The sequence below is a fragment of the Serratia sp. CY31944 genome (assembly GCF_052169175.1).
Classification (GTDB): domain Bacteria; phylum Pseudomonadota; class Gammaproteobacteria; order Enterobacterales; family Enterobacteriaceae; genus Serratia; species Serratia sarumanii.
Window position 1 is genome coordinate 52,174 of sequence record NZ_JBJNLG010000009.1, and the last position, 17,763, is coordinate 69,936.

Consider the following 17,763-nt stretch of genomic DNA (forward strand, 5'->3'; position numbering starts at 1 on the left):
CTGCATTCTGTCTGTCGTAAATGTGCGTTTATCGGCATTTCGTGGCGCGGCGCAAGCGCGCACCCTCAGGTTAAAGTTTAGTCGCTCAGGATTAAATTGGGTCGTCGACGGCCTTTTACACCCCCGCGCGATGAAAAAACGCCGCGCCGGGGATTGATCGGCAACGCGGCAGTTTATATGATAATGATTATCATTCAATTGTAATTTGAGCGCGAAGCCAATGACTCTTTCGATCAACGCATGGTTGCTGGGCAAGATTGATGACTACAAATTCAGCGTGCGCGACGCCACGGTGGACTTTTACATGGCCGAAGCGGCGCTGCGGCGCCCGGAATGCAATATCGACCACCTGAAGCGGTACAACAGCGTCAGCCTCACCATGGCCAATCTGTGTCTGGAGAACGGCGACGACGACAGCTACCTGCATGCGCTCAGCAAGCTGCACAACCGGCTGATCGTCGAGATCAACAATCCACAGCGCTGCCAGCTTTTTCGGGTGCAAAGCTACCACTTCGCTCGCCACACGCTGACGCTGATCTGCCAAAAATATGCAATGGAAGGCACCTGGGAGAAGGCAAACGCGTTTCAGAAGGACTTCGTCAAACGCGTGCCGTTTCAGCTGTAAGGCGCAAGGCTCCGCAGGCCGCTCGCCTGCGGAAACCGGCGGGAATCAGTCGATGACCGCCGTGGTCAGACGCGAGGTGCAGCACAGCCGATCGCGCGCGTCGAAGATCTCGATTTGCCACACCTGATGACGGCGGCCAACGTGCAGTGCGCGGCACACCCCGCGCACCTGGCCATCGAACACCGCGCGCAGGTGGTTGGCGTTGATCTCCAGCCCCACCACTTTCTGCTCGCCCTCGCTGCACAGGTAACCGGCCATCGATCCCATCGATTCCGCCAGCACCACCGACGCCCCGCCGTGCAACAGCCCGAACGGCTGCCGGGTGCGGCCATCGACCGGCATGGTGGCCTCGAGGAAATCCTCGCCCAGCTGGGTAAACTCGATGCCCACATGGCTGACCATGCAGCCGTCGCCGGCGCGGTTCAACTGCTCCAGCGATGTTTCACGTTTCCACAATTTCACTCAATCATCTCCAGAAGTGCCTGTAAGGGGTGGCGCACGCCATTGCCCTCGATGCGTTTCACCTGGCTGCGGCAGGAATAGCCGGTCGCCAGGCAGCGCTGCCGCGGCAAACGCTGCAGCGTCGGGTGCCATGATAGCTCATAAATGCCGAGCGAGTTTTGCAGGTTCTTGGCTTCATGGCCGTAAGTGCCCGCCATGCCGCAGCAGCCGACGCTGACGTTCTCCAGTTTGGCGCCGAAGCGCGCGAAGATCGCCGCCCACTGTTGGCCACTGGCCGGCAGCGCGGTGGTTTCGGTACAGTGGCCGAACAGATACCAGGGTTCGCCGGTCGCCGGCTGTTCGGCGCGATCCGCGATCCGCTGCTGCAGCCATTCGTGCACCAGCAGCACCTGGAAATCGCCGCGTTCGGCGCCGAGGATCTCGCGGTATTCGTCGCGGTAGCACAGCACCAGCGCCGGATCGACGCCCACCAGCGGCATGCCGAGCTGCGCCACGCGGTTGAGGAAATCGGCGGTTTTGCGCGCGGTGCGGGCGAACCGCGTCAGGAACCCCTTCACATGCTGCGCCTTGCCGTTCGGCGAGAACGGCAGCAGCACCGGTTTATAGCCGAGCTTCTCCACCAACCGGACAAAGTCCGCCACCACTTTGGCGTCGTAATAGCTGGTGAACGGATCCTGGACGATCAGCACGTGATCTGCGCGCTGCTCGGCGCTCAGCCCTTCCAGCTGCTCCAGCGTCAGCGTGGTCGCGCGGTGGCCGGACAGCTGCTGACGCAGCGTCGGGCTGGACAGCAGCGGCAGATCGACCATGCCGATGGCGTTGCGGCTCATCTCCCGCAGCCACGGCTGGCGGAAGAAGAAGTTGAACACCTTCGGCGCGCGGGCCATCAATGGGGTATAGCTCTCCACGCCGGCGACCATGTAGTCGCTTACCGGGCGCAGATAGCGGGTGTGGTAGAGCTGCAGGAAGCGCGAACGGAATCCCGGCACGTCAATCTTGATTGGGCACTGCGTGGAGCAGGCCTTGCAGGCCAGGCAACCTGACATCGCCTCTTTCACTTCGTGCGAAAAGTCGTACTCGCCCTTGCCGGCGTGCCAGCTGTTGCGGGTCTTCTCGATCAAACCGCGCAGGCTGACTCGCTGCTGCGGCAGCTGTTTCTCCAGCGCCAAAGGATCGACGCCCTGCTCGGCCAACAGACGCAGCCACTCGCGCACCAGCGTCGCCCGCCCTTTCGGTGAATGAATGCGGTTGCCGCTGATCTTCATCGACGGGCACATCGGGCTGCGCACGTCGAAGTTGAAGCACAGGCCGTTGCCGTTACACTCCAGCGCGCCGCGGAACGAGGTACGCACCTCGACCGGGATCTGGCGATCGAAGGTGCCGCGTTTGACCGCGTCCACCTGCATCATTGGCGCATCCACCGCCAGCGGCGCACAGATCTTGCCCGGGTTCAGGCGGTTATCCGGATCGAACGCCGCTTTGATGCGGCGCAGCTCCTCATACAGCTTTTCCCCGAAGAATTCAGGGCTGTATTCCGCGCGGAAACCCTTGCCGTGCTCACCCCACAGCAGGCCGCCGTATTTGGCGGTCAGCGCCACCACCCGATCGGAGATCTGCTTCATCAGCACCTCCTGCTGCGGGTCGCACATGTCGAGCGCCGGGCGCACGTGCAGCACCCCGGCGTCGACGTGGCCGAACATGCCGTAGCTCAGGTTATGGTCGTCGAGCAGTTGGCGAAATTCGACAATATAGTCCGCCAGGTGTTGCGGCGGCACGCAGGTGTCCTCGGCGAACGGAATCGGCTTGGCGCGCCCTTTGGCGTTGCCCAGCAGCCCGACCGCCTTCTTGCGCATGTTGTAAATGCGCTCGATGCCCACCAGATCGCCGCAGATTTGGTAACCGATCACGCCGCCCTGCCGCTGCGCGATCAGTTCATCCAGCCGTTGGCACAGGGTTTCCATCTGGCCGTCGATCAGCGCCCGATCGTCGCCGGCGAACTCGACGATGTTCAGCCCGAGCATCTCTTTATCCGGCACGTCGGCGATCAGTTCGTTCACCGAGTGCCAAACGATGTCTTCACGCGCCAGGTTCAGCACCTTGGAATCGATGGTTTCCACCGACAGCGCCTTGGCTTCGACCATAAAGGGCGCATTGCGCAGCGCCGAGTCGAAGGAGTCGTATTTTACGTTAACCAAACGGCGCACTTTCGGCAGCGGCGTGATGTCCAGCCGCGCCTCGGTGACAAACGCCAGCGTGCCTTCGGCGCCGGTCAGGATGCGCGTCAGATCGAAGGTTTGCAGATCGTCGCTCAGCACGTGGCGCAGATCGTAACCGGTGAGGAAGCGATTGAGCTTGGGGAATTTCTCCAGGATCAGCGAGCGCTGCTCGCGGCAGCGGTTCAGCACCGTGCGGTAGATACGCCCTTCGGCGGTCTCGTCCAGAGCAATCGTTTCCGCCAGCGCCGTCGGCATGGCGCGGGTATCGATCATCTCGCCGCCCAGCAGCACCGCCCGCAGGCCCAACACGTGATCGGAGGTTTTGCCGTACACCAGCGAACCCTGGCCGGAGGCGTCGGTATTGATCATGCCGCCCAGGGTGGCGCGGTTGCTGGTGGACAGTTCCGGCGAGAAGAAGTAGCCGAACGGCCGCAGATATTGATTCAGCTGATCCTTGATCACCCCGGCTTCGACTTTTACCCAGCCTTGTTCGACGTTGATCTCCAGAATGCGGTTCATATGGCGCGACATATCGACCACGATGCCGGTATTGAGCGACTGGCCGTTGGTGCCGGTGCCGCCGCCGCGCGGGCTGAAGGTCAGCGCATTGAATCGCTCTTCCCCGGCCAGGCGGGCGATCAGCGCCACGTCGGCGGTGGAACGGGGGAACACCACCGCATCGGGCAACAGCTGATAGATGCTGTTGTCGGTGGCCATCGTCAGCCGGTCGGCATAGCTGGTGGCGGTATCGCCGTTGAATCCGTTTTGCTTCAGTGCTTCCAAAAAGTCGAGCACCCGTTGAACGAGGCCGGGCGCCTGAGAAATCTGTGGGATCATTCGCTTTTTTGACCCTGTCCGTCTATTTTTTATGCGCTGATGTACGCTGAATCGGGCCTTTAATTCAGACCCACCCTATTTTTTAGTGACACTAAAAACTAACATACTCGTTTAGTGAAGGCATTCACATTATTACCGCCCTGCGAACGCCGCCACAGGCGGCCGTCCGGCGGTAATAAACCGACCGACAGGCACCCGATTCGCCGGTGCCAGGGATTTAATTGACCAGGATGAGAAGCCACTGATGCCACTCCCGCAATCGCGTTACGACTTACCGCGAATTATTTTCGGCGTGCTGTTTATCGCCATCATGATCGTCGCCTGTTTTTGGGTGATCCAACCGTTCATTCTCGGCTTCGCTTGGGCGGGAATGGTGGTGATCGCCACCTGGCCGCTGCTGCTCAAACTGCAAAAGCTGCTGTGGGGCCGCCGCTCGCTGGCGGTGCTGGTCATGACCCTGCTGCTGATCCTGCTGTTCATTTTGCCTATCTCTCTGCTGATCAGCAGTGTGGTGGATAACAGCGCGCCGCTGATCGCCTGGGCCAGCTCGCCGGGCAAACTGCATATTCCCGATCTCGCCTGGCTGCAGTCCGTGCCGATGATCGGCGACAGGCTCTATTCCAGCTACCATACGCTGGTTAACGCCGGCGGCGCCGCGCTGCTGGCGAAGGTGCAGCCGTACTTCGGCCAGACCGCTACCTGGTTCGTGGCGCAGGCGGCGCATATCGGCCGTCTGCTGCTGCACTGCGCGCTGATGCTGCTGTTCAGCGCCCTGTTGTATGCGCGCGGCGAGCAGGTGGCGTTGGGCATCCGCCACTTTGCGGTGCGCCTCGGCTCTGCGCGCGGCGATGCGGCGGTGCTGCTGGGCGGCCAGGCGATCCGCGCCGTCGCGCTGGGTGTGGTGGTGACGGCGCTGGTGCAGTCGGTGCTGGGCGGCATCGGTCTGGCGGTGAGCGGCATTCCGGCCGCCACTCTGCTGACGATGCTGATCTTCATCTGCTGCGTGGCGCAATTGGGGCCGCTGCTGGTGCTGGTGCCGGCCATCATCTGGCTGTACTGGCACGGCGATACCACCTGGGGCACCGTGCTGCTGGTCTGGAGCTGCGTGGTGGCTACGCTGGATAACGTGCTGCGCCCGGTGCTGATCCGCATGGGCGCCGATCTGCCGCTGCTGCTGATCCTGTCCGGCGTTATCGGCGGCTTGCTGGCCTTCGGCATGATTGGCCTGTTCATCGGCCCGGTGGTGTTGGCGGTATCTTATCGCCTGCTGACCGCCTGGATGGATGAAGCGCCGGAGCCGACCACCGCGCCGGAGCAAGTCATCGAAGATTTGGAAAAACGCTAATCCCCCCTTTCCGCCCGCATCGTCGGGCGGAACTTTTCACTCCTGCCGTTATTCCTACCCCATTCGAGTAATATCTCCGCCCAATATAATGCCGCCATATATTGATTACGGCACCGCGAATGAAAGATGCAATGTAAATCCCTGTTTGTTGCAAACGGCAAAAAGAGATAACTCCCGCAAATAAAATGTGATGCCGCTATCGATTAGGATGATTCTTAATGACTAGTCGCGTTCAAAAATCTAGTATTATGGCCATCTATTGCTTCAAATCACTGATTTTAAAGCAACCTTTCTGAACAATGTAATGCCATACATGTGAATTGCTGTGTGTAGTCTTTGCCCATCTCCTACGGTGGGCTTTTTTTTATTCTTTTTTCGTCGAATTGATTATTTTACGCGCCGTTATTTACATTCAGAAATAAAAAGGCCGCAGCGTTAACTGCGGCCCGGCGTTAATGCCTCAGCGAGGCCGAGACATTATTTCTTTTTCGACAAATTGATCCAGGTCTGCACCACGGTGTCCGGATTAAGCGACAGGCTGTCGATGCCCTGCTCCATCAGCCACTCGGCGAAGTCTTCGTGGTCGGACGGGCCCTGGCCGCAGATGCCGACGTATTTGCCGTGGCGCTTGGCCGCCTGAATCGCCATCGACAGCAGCGCTTTCACCGCGTCGTTGCGTTCGTCGAACAGCTCCGACACCACGCCGGAATCGCGATCCAGCCCCAGAGCCAACTGGGTCATGTCGTTGGAGCCGATGGAGAAGCCGTCGAAGTGTTCGAGGAACTGATCCGCCAACAGCGCATTGGACGGGATCTCGCACATCATGATCACTTTCAGCCCGTTTTCGCCGCGCTTCAGCCCCTGACGCGCCAGCTCGGCCACCACCGCTTCCGCCTGCGCCACGGTGCGCACGAACGGCACCATGATTTCGACGTTGGTCAGCCCCATTTCGTTACGCACGCGTTTCACCGCCTCGCACTCCAGCGCGAAGCAATCGCGGAAGCTGTCGGCCACGTAGCGGCCGGCGCCGCGGAAGCCCAGCATCGGGTTCTCTTCGTGCGGTTCATACTTGTCGCCACCCACCAGGTTGGCGTACTCGTTGGATTTGAAGTCGGACAGGCGCACGATCACGCGCTTCGGCCAGAAGGCGGCGCCCAGCGTCGCGATGCCCTCGGTCAGGCGGCCGACGTAGAACTCGACCGGATGATCGTAACCCTGCATCAGCGCGCGAATCTCGTTTTGCAGCGCCGGCGTCTGCTGATCGAACTCCAGCAGCGCACGCGGGTGCACGCCGATCATGCGGTTGATGATAAATTCCAGCCGCGCCAGGCCCACGCCTTCGTTCGGCAAACGCGCAAAGTCGAAGGCGCGATCCGGGTTGCCGACGTTCATCATGATCTTCAGCGGCAGATCCGGCAGCTCGGTCACTTCGGAGCTTTGCACGCTGAAATCCAGCATATCGCTGTAAACGAAGCCGGTGTCGCCTTCCGCGCAGGAGACGGTGACTTTCTGGCCGTCTTTCAGCACGTCGGTGGCGTGGCCGCAGCCCACCACCGCCGGGATCCCCAGTTCACGGGCGATGATCGCCGCGTGACAGGTACGCCCGCCGCGGTTGGTGACGATCGCGGCGGCCTTCTTCATGATCGGTTCCCAGTCCGGGTCGGTCATGTCGGTGACCAGCACGTCGCCCGGCAGGATGCGATCCATTTCGCTGATGTCGTGGATCACTTTCACTGGACCGGCGCCGATACGGTGGCCGATGGCGCGGCCTTCCACCAGCACCGGGCTGGAGCCGTTCAGCTGGTAGCGCTCCATGGTCTGTTCGTTGGAGCGCACGGTTTCCGGGCGCGCCTGCACGATCAGCAGCTTGCCGGTATGGCCGTCTTTCGCCCACTCGATATCCATCGGGCGGCCGTAATGTTTTTCGATCAGGATCGCCTGCTGCGCCAGCGCCTGCACTTCGTCATCCGTCAGCGAGAAACGGCTGCGCTGCGCTTCCGGCACGTCTTCGATGCGCACCTGCTTGCCGTGATCCTGCGACGGCGCGTACACCATGCGGATCTTTTTCGAACCCAGGTTGCGGCGCACGATCGCCGGCTTGCCGTTTTGCAGCGTCGGTTTGTGCACGTAGAACTCATCCGGGTTCACTGCGCCCTGCACCACCATTTCACCCAGGCCGAAGGCGGAGGTGATAAACACCACCTGATCAAAGCCGGACTCGGTATCGATGGTGAACATCACGCCCGAAGAGGCTAAATCCGAGCGCACCATGCGCTGTACACCCGCCGACAGCGCCACGCCACGGTGGTCATAGCCCTGATGCACGCGATAAGAGATGGCACGGTCGTTGAACAGCGACGCGAACACGTGCTTGATCGCCACCATTACGGCGTCGATGCCCTGCACGTTGAGGAAGGTTTCCTGCTGGCCGGCGAAGGACGCGTCCGGCATGTCTTCCGCCGTGGCGGAGGAGCGCACCGCGAAGGAAGCTTCCGGTTCGCCGTCGGCGAGCTGTTGGTAAGCCTGATGAATTTCGCGTTCGAACTCGGCGTGGAACGGCGTGTCGATCACCCATTGGCGGATCTGGGCGCCGGCCTTGGCCAGTTGTGCAACGTCGTCAACGTCGGTCTGATCCAGTAGCTGATAGATGCGCTGGTTAACACCGCTTTGTTCGAGGAAATCGTTAAACGCCTGTGCGGTGGTGGCAAAACCGTTCGGCACGGCCACGCCCAAATCGGAAAGATTGGTGATCATTTCACCGAGGGAGGCGTTTTTGCCGCCGACACGGTCAACGTCGTGCATGCCAAGCTGGTTGTACCAAAGCACATTACGCAAGTCTGGGCCATTGTTGGACATCGAGACAATCCTTATTGCTATCAGTAGGGTAAAGACGGATTTAATTCGCTTGCTTTACGGCGCCGCTAACACGGAGCCGAATCAGACTAGCACACTGATCCGGGGAAAATGGAAAGGTGAATCGATCAACCCACTGAAGAAAGTGGTTTTTAAGAGAATGTCCTAACCGGCTGATTTGCCTGGGAACCGTTCCCAATCGCACGAAAAGCTTAGTTCTCAACAAATTACGCTCTTTTTAAACTTCTGTTTTAATGACCACGCAAACGCTACCGTTTTTGGTGAAAATAGCGGCAAATTTACGTTTCGGATCGAAAAGCGTCGCCGCGCCGCGATTTTTACCGCCGGCAAAACGCGCTTTTCTTCACGCGCCGCCGCAAGGCGCTTTACCGCCCCGCCGTCACAATTTTTCCCCTCGCCCCTTTACCGGCGGATCGTCTGCGGCTCATGATATTGACAGTGATGACAGCAGTAACACCGTTTTCAGGTAAGGAGCCTCGGGTGGAAAGAAGCGTTTTTTATATTTCGGATGGTACGGCGATCACCGCCGAAGTGCTGGGACACGCGGTGCTGTCGCAGTTCCCGGTCACGGCGACCACCTATACCCTGCCGTTTGTCGAAACCGAGGCGCGCGCTCGCGCAGTTCGCCAACAAATCGATGATATCTATAATGAAACCGGCGTGCGGCCGCTGGTGTTTTACTCCATCATCTCGCCGGAAGTGCGCGATGTGATCGTGCAGAGCCAGGGCTTCTGCCAGGATATCGTGCAGGCGCTGGTCGGCCCGCTGCAGGGCGAGCTGGAAGTGGAGCCGACGCCGGTGCCGAACCGCACCCACGGTCTGACCGCCAGCAACCTCGGCAAGTACGACGCGCGCATTGCCGCCATCGACTATACGCTGGCGCACGACGACGGCATTTCGCTGCGCAACCTCGATCAGGCGCAGGTGATCCTGCTCGGCGTGTCGCGCTGCGGCAAAACCCCCACCAGCCTTTATCTGGCGATGCAGTTCGGCATCCGCGCCGCCAACTACCCGTTTATCGCCGACGATATGGACAATTTGCACCTGCCGGCCTCGCTGAAACCGTTTCAGCATAAATTATTCGGCCTGACCATCGATCCGGAACGCCTGGCGGCGATCCGCGAGGAACGGCGTGAAAACAGCCGTTACGCTTCATTGCGCCAGTGCCGTATGGAGATCGCCGAAGTCGAGGCGCTGTTCCGCAAAAATCAGATCCGCTACCTCAATACCACCAACTATTCGGTCGAAGAGATCTCCACCAAAATCCTCGACATCCTCGGCATGAGCCGCCGCATGTTCTGACCTTTTCCTCGCGGGGCCGCCGCGCCCCGCCACCTGCCGTTTATTTCAGCAGCCGCTGATTTTTTTGTGCTTTTTTTCGCGGCTTTGATCAACAGAACACAATCTCTACGGTTGAATTCAGCGCTTTTTGCGTTATTGTGATCGCCATCACTTCCCGGCACTCCTGCCGCAGAGAAGAACAGTTTCCAGGGAACAACATGCACAAAACAGATGAACTGCGGACCGCGCGCATCGACAGCCTCGTCACGCCGCAAGCGTTGGCGGACAAGCTGCCGATCTCGGCGGCCGTCGCCGACAACGTGACCGCGTCACGAAAACGCATTGAAAAAATCCTCACCGGTGAAGACCGCCGCCTGCTGGTGGTGATCGGCCCCTGCTCCATCCACGATCTCGACGCCGCCGTCGATTACGCCGGCCGGTTGAACGCCCTGCGCAAACGCTACCAGGATCGCCTAGAGATCGTGATGCGCACCTATTTCGAAAAACCGCGCACCGTCGTCGGCTGGAAAGGCCTGATATCCGATCCGGCGCTGGACGGCACCTTCCAGGTCAACCGTGGCATCGAAATGGCGCGCCGCCTGCTGCTGGAAGTGAACCAGCTCGGCCTGCCGACCGCCACCGAATTCCTGGACATGGTGGTCGGCCAATACATCGCCGATCTGATCAGCTGGGGCGCCATCGGCGCGCGCACCACCGAAAGCCAGATCCACCGTGAAATGGCCTCGGCGCTCTCCTGCCCGGTCGGCTTCAAAAACGGCACCGACGGCAACACCCGCATCGCCATCGACGCCATTCGCGCGGCGCGCGCCGGGCACATGTTCCTGTCGCCGGACAAACATGGCCAAATGACCATCTACCAGACCAGCGGCAACCCGTACGGCCACATCATCATGCGCGGCGGCAAAACGCCGAACTATCACGCCAGCGACATCGCCACTGCCTGCGACAGCCTGCGCGAGTTCGATCTGCCGGAACACCTGGTGATCGACTTCAGCCACGGCAACTGCCAGAAAATGCACCGCCGCCAGCTGGAAGTGGCCGACAACGTCTGCCAACAGATCCGTGCCGGCTCCGCCGCCATCACCGGCGTGATGGCGGAAAGCTTCCTGGTGGAAGGCACGCAGAAGATCGTCGCCGGCCAGCCGCTGACCTATGGCCAGTCAATCACCGATCCTTGCCTGAGCTGGTCCGACAGCGAACAGTTGCTGGCGATGCTGGCGGATGCGGTCGATAGCCGTTTCTGACGCAACGCAGGCCGGGGCCTCGCCCCGGCTTTATCCCTTCTGTCCCGCTCATCTATACTGATTGCAACGCTTTAGCACCCGCCGAAACGCACCTGGAGCCACGGCATGATTCACTCTCTGTTATCCATCCCCTGCGTCACGCTGCAGGGCGAGCAAAAAACGCTGGGCGATTACCCGGCGCGCGCTTATCTGGTGGTCAACACCGCCAGCAAGTGCGGCTTCACCCCGCAATACCGCGGGCTGGAAAATTTGTGGCAATACTATCGCGAACGCGGCCTGGTGGTGCTCGGCTTCCCCTGCAACCAGTTTGGTTCTCAGGAGCCGGGCAGCCCGCTGGAGATCGCCAACTTTTGCAGCCTCAACTACGGCGTCAGTTTCCCGCTGTTCAGCAAGATAGACGTTAACGGCCCCGGCGCGCACCCGCTGTTCAATGAGTTGAAACGCCTGGCGCCCGGCATTCTGGGCAGCCGCCGCATCAAATGGAATTTCACCAAGTTCCTGCTCACCGCCGACGGCCAGCGCGTCACGCGCTTTGCGCCGATCACCAAACCCGAACGCCTGTTTGACCGCATCGAAACCCTGCTGAAATAACGCCCCTTTTTTACGGGCCGGGTACGCTCGGCCCGCCGCCGGATGTCCATTCGACAAAAAGGTTCCATCGGTAAGAAAATTTTCCTTGATGTAACCTTTCCTTCACATGATAATGATTCTCAGTTTGATATTAATTACCATTTAATGGTCTGTTTTATAAGCACAATGATAATGGATACTGCCAACACGCCTACCCCCGCCGCCGCGGCCCCGACCGAGCACAGCGCAAACGCGCCGCCCAGCTACGACAGCGCACAGCTGCTCGGCGCCGACGGCATCGCGTTCATTACCCATCAGGGCCAGCGCTATCAGCTGCGGCAGACCAAAGCCGGGAAATTGATCCTGACCAAATAACCACAGAACCCTCAAACGCCAGCCACCCCGATCTTTTGATCCAGGCAGCCAGCAAATCTATTGATATGTTTTATTACATACGGAGAGTTGCACCATGCCTCTGACATTTTCCACCCGGCTGCGTTTTTCCGCTTTGAGTCTGGCGATTGCCTGCGCTCTGCCTACGGTGGCCTTGGCACAAAACACCAGCACAACATCCTCTTCCAACGCGGCGCCGGCTAAAAAAGCCAAAGCCGCCGACGAGACCATGACCGTGGTCGCCACCGGCAACCAACGCAGCAGCTTTGAAGCGCCGATGATGGTCACGGTCATCGAAGGCAACTCGCCGGAAAGCCAAACTGCAGGCACCGCCGCCGATATGCTGCGCCGCGTGCCGGGCATTACCGTCACGGGTTCCGGGCGCAGCAATGGGCAGGATCTCATGATGCGCGGTTACGACCGACGCGGCGTGCTGACGCTGGTCGACGGCATCCGTCAGGGGACCGATACCGGCCATATTAACGGCACATTTTTGGATCCTGCGTTAGTGAAACGCATTGAAGTCGTGCGCGGCCCCTCCGCGTTGCTGTACGGTAGCGGCGCGTTGGGTGGTGTAGTGTCTTATGAGACCGTCGATGCCGCCGATCTGCTGCTGCCGGGCCACGATAGCGGGTTCCGCGTCTACGGCACCGCCGGCACCGGCGATCACAGCCTGGGCATGGGCGCCAGCGCCTATGGCAAGACCGATAACCTCGACGGCCTGCTGTCTTTCGGCACTCGCGACGTCGGCGATCTGCGTCAGGGCAACGGCTTCGATGCGCCTAACGACGAAACCATCAGCAACGTGCTGGCCAAAGGCACCTGGAAGCTCGACGACAATCAGTCGCTGAGCGGCAATCTTCGTTACTACAATAACAGCGCGCAGGAGCCGAAAAACCCGCAAACGCCAGCCAGCTCCAGTGGAAACTTAATGACCGATCGTTCGACGATTCAACGCGACGCGGCACTGAGTTACAAACTGAAACCCGCCGGCCAGGATTGGCTGGATGCGGAAGCGAAAGTGTATTATTCAGACGTAAAAATTAACGCTCACGCCAATGGCAGCGAAGATGAAGCACGCAAACAAACCACGAAAGGCGCCAAACTCGAAAACCGAACGCGCCTGTTTGCGGATACTTTCGCCTCGCACCTGCTGACCTACGGCACCGAGGCCTACAAACAGGAACAAACACCGGGCGGCGCTACCGAAAGTTTCCCACACGCAAAAATCAATTTCGCTTCAGGCTGGCTACAGGATGAAATCACGCTGCGCGATCTGCCTGTCACTCTGCTCGCCGGCACCCGCTATGACAATTACAAGGGCTCAAGCGACGGCTATGCCGATGTGGATGCGGACAAATGGTCCTCTCGCGGTGCTGTCAGTATTACGCCTACCGACTGGCTGATGCTGTTCGGCTCCTATTCTCAGGCGTTCCGCGCGCCGACGATGGGTGAGATGTACAACGACTCCAAGCACTTCTCAATTCCAATGGGACCAACCACCATCACCAACTATTGGGTGCCTAACCCGAATTTGAAACCGGAAACCAACGAAACCCAAGAGTACGGGTTTGGTCTACGTTTCGATGATTTGATGCTGGCCGATGACAGTCTGCAGTTCAAAGCCAGCTATTTCGATACCAAAGCCAAGGACTACATCACCACCGATGTCACGATGGAACTGGGACGCGGTCCGCGAGGTCCTTATTGCATCAGTTGCACCACATTCTCGACCAATATCGATCGCGCCAAAATCTGGGGTTGGGACGCTACGCTCAGCTATAAAACACCATGGTTCGGCTGGGATTTGGCTTATAACCGCACCCGTGGCAAAAATGAAGCAACCGGTGACTGGTTAAGCAGCATCAATCCAGACACCGTCACCAGTTCGCTGGACGTGCCGCTGGGCGAAACCGGCCTGTCCGCCGGCTGGGTCGCCACCTTCGCCGAACGCGCGACGCGCGTGGAGACCGGCACGGCCGAACAAGCCGGCTACGGCGTCAACGACTTCTATCTGAGCTATAAGGGCCGCGATCGTCTGCAGGGTATGACCACCACCGTGGTGCTGGGCAACGCCTTCGACAAGGAATATTACTCGCCGCAGGGCGTCCCGCAGGATGGCCGCAACGCCAAACTGCTGGTCAGCTACCAGTGGTAATCATTTGACTATCTGGCGGACAACCCGGTTGTCCACCGTTCGCATTACAGCGCAGGAGAATCCCGCATGAGCAACACCCTATACGAACGCTACCAACAGGCTAAAATCGATCACCCCGGTAAATACGCCCGCGATCTGGCGGCGATCCTCGGCGTCAGCGAAGCGGAGCTGACGCACGCCCGCGTCGGCCACGACACCCGCCGCCTGCAGGCCGACGCGCGCACCCTGCTGACCGAGCTTGAGCAGGTCGGTGTCACCAAGTCCATCACCCGCAACAGCTATGCGGTGCATGAGCAGATGGGCCGCTACCGCAACCAGCACCTCAACGGCCACGCCGGGCTGCTCCTCAACCCACGCGAGCTGGATCTGCGCCTGTTCCTCAACCACTGGACCAGCGTCTTCGCCATGAGCGAAACCAACAAGCGCGGCGTGCGCCACAGCATTCAGTTCTTCGACCAACAGGGCGATGCGCTGCACAAGGTCTACACCACCGAGGAAACCGATCTGCCGGCCTGGATGGCGCTGGTGGAGCGCCACCTGAGCGAAGAAAACCCGGCGCTGGCGCTGCAGCCCGCCGAGGCGGCAACCACCGATGAAACGACGCAGGATCATGCCAAAATCGACGGTGAGTGGCGCGCGATGACCGACGTTCACCAGTTCTTCCAGCTGCTGAGCCGCAACAAGCTGACGCGCCAACAGGCCTTCCGCGCCGTCGGCAACGATCTGGCCTACCAGGTGGACAATAGCGCGCTGTCGCAGCTGCTCGAAGCGGCGCAGCAACAGCAAAACGAGATCATGATCTTTGTCGGCAACCGCGGCTGCGTGCAGATCTTCACCGGCCAGATCGAACGTTTGATGCCGCAGGAAGGCTGGATCAACGTGTTCAACCGCCGCTTCACGCTGCACCTGATTGAAGACGCCATCGCCGAAAGCTGGATCACCCGCAAACCGACCAAGGACGGCATCGTCACCAGCCTGGAGCTGTTCGCCGCCGACGGCACGCAGATTGCGCAGCTGTATGGCCAGCGCACCGAAGGCCAGCCGGAACAAACCCAGTGGCGCGAGCAGGTTGCCGCGCTCGCCGCCAAGGACATCGCCGCATGAAATCTTCCTTGATCCGCCGCCTGGCGTTGATGATGTCGCTGGCGCTGCCGCTCACCGCCGCAGCGGCGCAGCGCATCGTCTCGATCGGCGGCGACGTGACGGAAATCGCCTTCGCGCTCGGCGCCGGCGACGAGGTGATCGCCCGCGACAGCACCAGTCTGCATCCGGAAGCGGTGAAAAAGCTGCCGGACGTCGGCTACATGCGCCAGCTGAACGCCGAAGGCATTTTGGCGCTGAAGCCGACTCTGGTGCTGACGACCGAGCTGGCACAGCCGGCGCTGGTGCTCAAACAGCTGGCGGACAGCGGTGTCAACGTGGTCAGCGTGCCGGGTGACACCACCCTGCAGGCGGTGCCGCAGAAAATCGCTACGATCGCCGCCGCGCTGCAGCGCGTTGAGCAAGGCAAACAGCTGAGCGAGCGCTATCGACAACAGCTGGCGGCGGTGGATACCTCCCCGCTGCCGGTCAAGGTGCTGTTCGTGATGAGCCACGGCGGCATTACGCCGATGGCCGCCGGGCAACACACCGCCGCCGACGCGGTGATTGCCGCCGCCGGTCTGAAAAACGCCATGCAGGGCTTTGACCGCTACCGGCCGCTGTCGCAGGAAGGCGTCATCGCCAGCGCGCCGGATCTGTTGCTGGTCACCACCGACGGCGTGCGCACCCTCGGCGGCGAACAGCAGCTGTGGACGCTGCCGGGCCTGGCGTTGACGCCGGCAGGCAAGCAGCGCCGCGTGCTGATCGTCGATGACATGGCGCTGCTGGGCTTCGGTCTGGAAACGCCGGCGGCGCTGGCCAAGCTGCGCCACGCGGCGGAGCAAAAGTAATGCGCTGTCGCACCTCGCCTCAGCTGGCCATCATCGGTCTGCTGGTGCTGCTGACGCTGCTGGCGCTGGTCGCCGCCAACCTGGGCGCGCTGACGCTGTCGTTTCGCACCCTATGGCGCGAGCCCTTCAGCGACGCAGCCTGGCACATCTGGTTGAACATTCGCCTGCCGCGCGTGCTGCTGGCGGTGGTGATCGGCTGCGCGCTGGCGGTATCCGGCGCCGTGATGCAAGGGCTGTTCCGCAACCCGCTGGCGGATCCTAGCCTGCTGGGCATCAGCAGCGGCGGCGCGCTGTTTGTCGCGCTGTTCATCGTGATGCCGCTGGCGTTGCCGATGACGATCGCGCTGTACGGTCATATGCTGGCGGCGTTCCTCGGCAGCCTGCTGGTGTCATTGTTGATCTACGGCATCAGCCGCAGCGGGCACGGCAATCTGTCGCGGCTGCTGCTGGCGGGCATCGCCATCAACGCCCTGTGCATGGCGGCCATCGGCGTGCTCTCTTACGTCAGCAGCGATCAACAGCTGCGCCAGTTCTCGCTGTGGATGATGGGCAGCCTCAGCCAGTCGCAGTGGCCGACCCTGGCGGTTTCCGCCTCGCTGATCCTGCCTGCGGCGCTGCTGACGCTGCTGCAGGCGCGCCGGCTGAACCTGTTGCAGCTGGGGGACGAAGAGGCCCACTACCTCGGGGTGAACGTCCAGCGCGCCAAGCTGCAGCTGCTGTTGCTGAGCGCCCTGCTGATCGGCGCGGCGGTAGCGATGAGCGGTGTGATCGGCTTTGTCGGCCTGGTGGTGCCGCATCTGGTGCGCATGCGCCTCGGCGGCGATCACCGCTGGCTGCTGCCCTGCTCCGCGCTGGGCGGCGCCTGCCTGCTGCTGGTCAGCGATACGCTGGCGCGCACGCTGGTGGCGCCGGCCGAAATGCCGGTGGGGCTGATGACCAGCCTGATCGGCGGTCCCTATTTCTTGTGGCTGGTGATGCGCCAGCGGGAGCGAGCCGGTGGATAACGCCGCCTGCCTGACAGCCCGGGAGCTGCGTTACAGCCTCGGTACGCGCCGGTTGATCAACGACGTTTCGCTCAGCCTTGCCGGCGGTGAAATGGTGGCGATTATCGGCCCTAACGGCGCCGGCAAATCGACGCTGCTGCGCTTGCTGACCGGCTATTTGACGCCGGACTGCGGCGAATGTCGGCTGCTTGACCGCCCGCTGGAACACTGGGCGCCGCAACAGTTGGCCAAAGTCCGGGCCGTGATGCGCCAGTACAGCAATTTGGCGTTTCCATTCAGCGTAGAAGAAGTGGTCAGCATGGGGCGTTCGCCGCACGGCAAACGCGACGAGCATCAGGCGATCCAACAGGTGATGGCGCAAACCGACTGCCTGGCGCTGGCGCAGCGCGACTACCGCCAGCTGTCCGGCGGTGAACAACAGCGGGTGCAGCTGGCGCGGGTGTTGGCGCAGCTGTGGCAACCGCAGCCGTCCCCCGCCTGGCTGTTCCTCGACGAACCGACCTCGGCGCTGGATCTGTATCACCAGCAGCACACCCTGCGCCTGCTGCGCTCGCTGACGCGCCAACAGCCGCTGGGCGTCTGCTGCGTGCTGCACGATCTCAATCTGGCCGCGCTGTACGCCGATCGGATCCTGCTGTTGCATCAGGGGCGGTTGGTGGCGAGCGGCACGCCGCAGGAAGTGTTGCAAACGGAGATCCTCACCCGCTGGTATCAGGCCGATCTCGGCGTGGTGCATCATCCCGAAGTGTCGCTGCCACAGGTCTACCTGCGCCAATAAAAAATTTAAGGGCGCTATCAAGCG

Annotated in this window: 14 protein-coding genes and 1 other RNA gene; 12 read left to right on the forward strand and 3 right to left on the reverse strand. The window is 61.0% G+C overall.

Annotation, left to right across the window (positions count from 1 at the left end):
* Positions 1–220 precede the first annotated feature (220 nt).
* Positions 221–625, forward strand: coding sequence for a hypothetical protein (locus ACJ8IN_RS11250; RefSeq protein ID WP_004931369.1), 405 nt, complete (start codon positions 221–223; stop codon positions 623–625).
* 45 nt (positions 626–670) lie between these two features.
* On the opposite strand, the gene menI is transcribed toward ACJ8IN_RS11250, so the two are convergent.
* Together menI and ydiJ are read right to left on the reverse strand one after the other, a co-directional pair.
* Positions 671–1,087, reverse strand: a complete 417-nt coding sequence (gene menI / locus ACJ8IN_RS11255) for a 1,4-dihydroxy-2-naphthoyl-CoA hydrolase (protein ID WP_016927938.1) — start codon at positions 1,085–1,087, stop codon at positions 671–673.
* Positions 1,084–4,140 (reverse strand): D-2-hydroxyglutarate dehydrogenase YdiJ, encoded by a 3,057-nt coding sequence (ydiJ, locus tag ACJ8IN_RS11260; RefSeq protein WP_308325686.1) that lies wholly within the window; start codon positions 4,138–4,140, stop codon positions 1,084–1,086. The genes menI and ydiJ overlap by 4 nt, the downstream gene beginning before the upstream one ends.
* Before the next feature lie 244 nt (positions 4,141–4,384).
* Between ydiJ and ydiK the strand changes: the two genes are divergently transcribed.
* Together ydiK and rprA are read left to right on the forward strand one after the other, a co-directional pair.
* Positions 4,385–5,485, forward strand: coding sequence for an AI-2E family transporter YdiK (gene ydiK / locus ACJ8IN_RS11265; RefSeq protein WP_047567779.1), 1,101 nt, complete (start codon positions 4,385–4,387; stop codon positions 5,483–5,485).
* Between the two features lie 258 nt (positions 5,486–5,743).
* Positions 5,744–5,853, forward strand: an RNA gene (rprA, locus tag ACJ8IN_RS11270) — antisense sRNA RprA.
* Positions 5,854–5,962: 109 nt separating this feature from the next.
* Here rprA and ppsA read toward each other — a convergent pair.
* A complete protein-coding gene (ppsA, locus tag ACJ8IN_RS11275) occupies positions 5,963–8,341 on the reverse strand; it encodes a phosphoenolpyruvate synthase (RefSeq protein ID WP_060424302.1) in 2,379 nt (792 codons plus the stop codon).
* 459 nt (positions 8,342–8,800) lie between these two features.
* Between ppsA and ppsR the strand changes: the two genes are divergently transcribed.
* From ppsR to ACJ8IN_RS11320, 9 genes are all read left to right on the forward strand, one after another.
* Positions 8,801–9,661 (forward strand): posphoenolpyruvate synthetase regulatory kinase/phosphorylase PpsR, encoded by an 861-nt coding sequence (ppsR, locus tag ACJ8IN_RS11280; RefSeq protein WP_049234269.1) that lies wholly within the window; start codon positions 8,801–8,803, stop codon positions 9,659–9,661.
* 197 nt (positions 9,662–9,858) lie between these two features.
* Positions 9,859–10,905 carry a 3-deoxy-7-phosphoheptulonate synthase gene (locus ACJ8IN_RS11285; protein ID WP_308325685.1) on the forward strand — a complete coding sequence of 349 codons (1,047 nt, stop codon included), beginning with the start codon at positions 9,859–9,861 and terminating at the stop codon, positions 10,903–10,905.
* A 105-nt stretch (positions 10,906–11,010) separates the two neighbouring features.
* Positions 11,011–11,496: a glutathione peroxidase gene (locus ACJ8IN_RS11290; RefSeq protein WP_033646302.1), complete on the forward strand. Its 486-nt coding sequence runs from the start codon at positions 11,011–11,013 to the stop codon at positions 11,494–11,496.
* Positions 11,497–11,667: 171 nt separating this feature from the next.
* Positions 11,668–11,850, forward strand: coding sequence for a hemin uptake protein HemP (hemP, locus tag ACJ8IN_RS11295; protein ID WP_016927944.1), 183 nt, complete (start codon positions 11,668–11,670; stop codon positions 11,848–11,850).
* A 94-nt stretch (positions 11,851–11,944) separates the two neighbouring features.
* Positions 11,945–14,026, forward strand: a complete 2,082-nt coding sequence (locus ACJ8IN_RS11300; protein WP_033646303.1) for a TonB-dependent hemoglobin/transferrin/lactoferrin family receptor — start codon at positions 11,945–11,947, stop codon at positions 14,024–14,026.
* Between the two features lie 66 nt (positions 14,027–14,092).
* Complete coding sequence (locus ACJ8IN_RS11305) at positions 14,093–15,130, forward strand: hemin-degrading factor (RefSeq protein WP_442519497.1); 1,038 nt, start codon at positions 14,093–14,095, stop codon at positions 15,128–15,130.
* On the forward strand, positions 15,127–15,957 hold the full coding sequence (locus ACJ8IN_RS11310) for a heme/hemin ABC transporter substrate-binding protein (RefSeq protein WP_033638352.1): 831 nt from the start codon (positions 15,127–15,129) through the stop codon (positions 15,955–15,957). Before ACJ8IN_RS11305 ends, ACJ8IN_RS11310 begins: the two co-directional genes overlap by 4 nt.
* Positions 15,957–16,961, forward strand: coding sequence for a FecCD family ABC transporter permease (locus ACJ8IN_RS11315; protein WP_164099055.1), 1,005 nt, complete (start codon positions 15,957–15,959; stop codon positions 16,959–16,961). The genes ACJ8IN_RS11310 and ACJ8IN_RS11315 overlap by 1 nt, the downstream gene beginning before the upstream one ends.
* Entirely contained in the window at positions 16,954–17,739 is a 786-nt protein-coding gene (locus ACJ8IN_RS11320; RefSeq protein WP_039566401.1) for a heme ABC transporter ATP-binding protein, read from the forward strand. Before ACJ8IN_RS11315 ends, ACJ8IN_RS11320 begins: the two co-directional genes overlap by 8 nt.
* Positions 17,740–17,763: the final 24 nt, after the last annotated feature.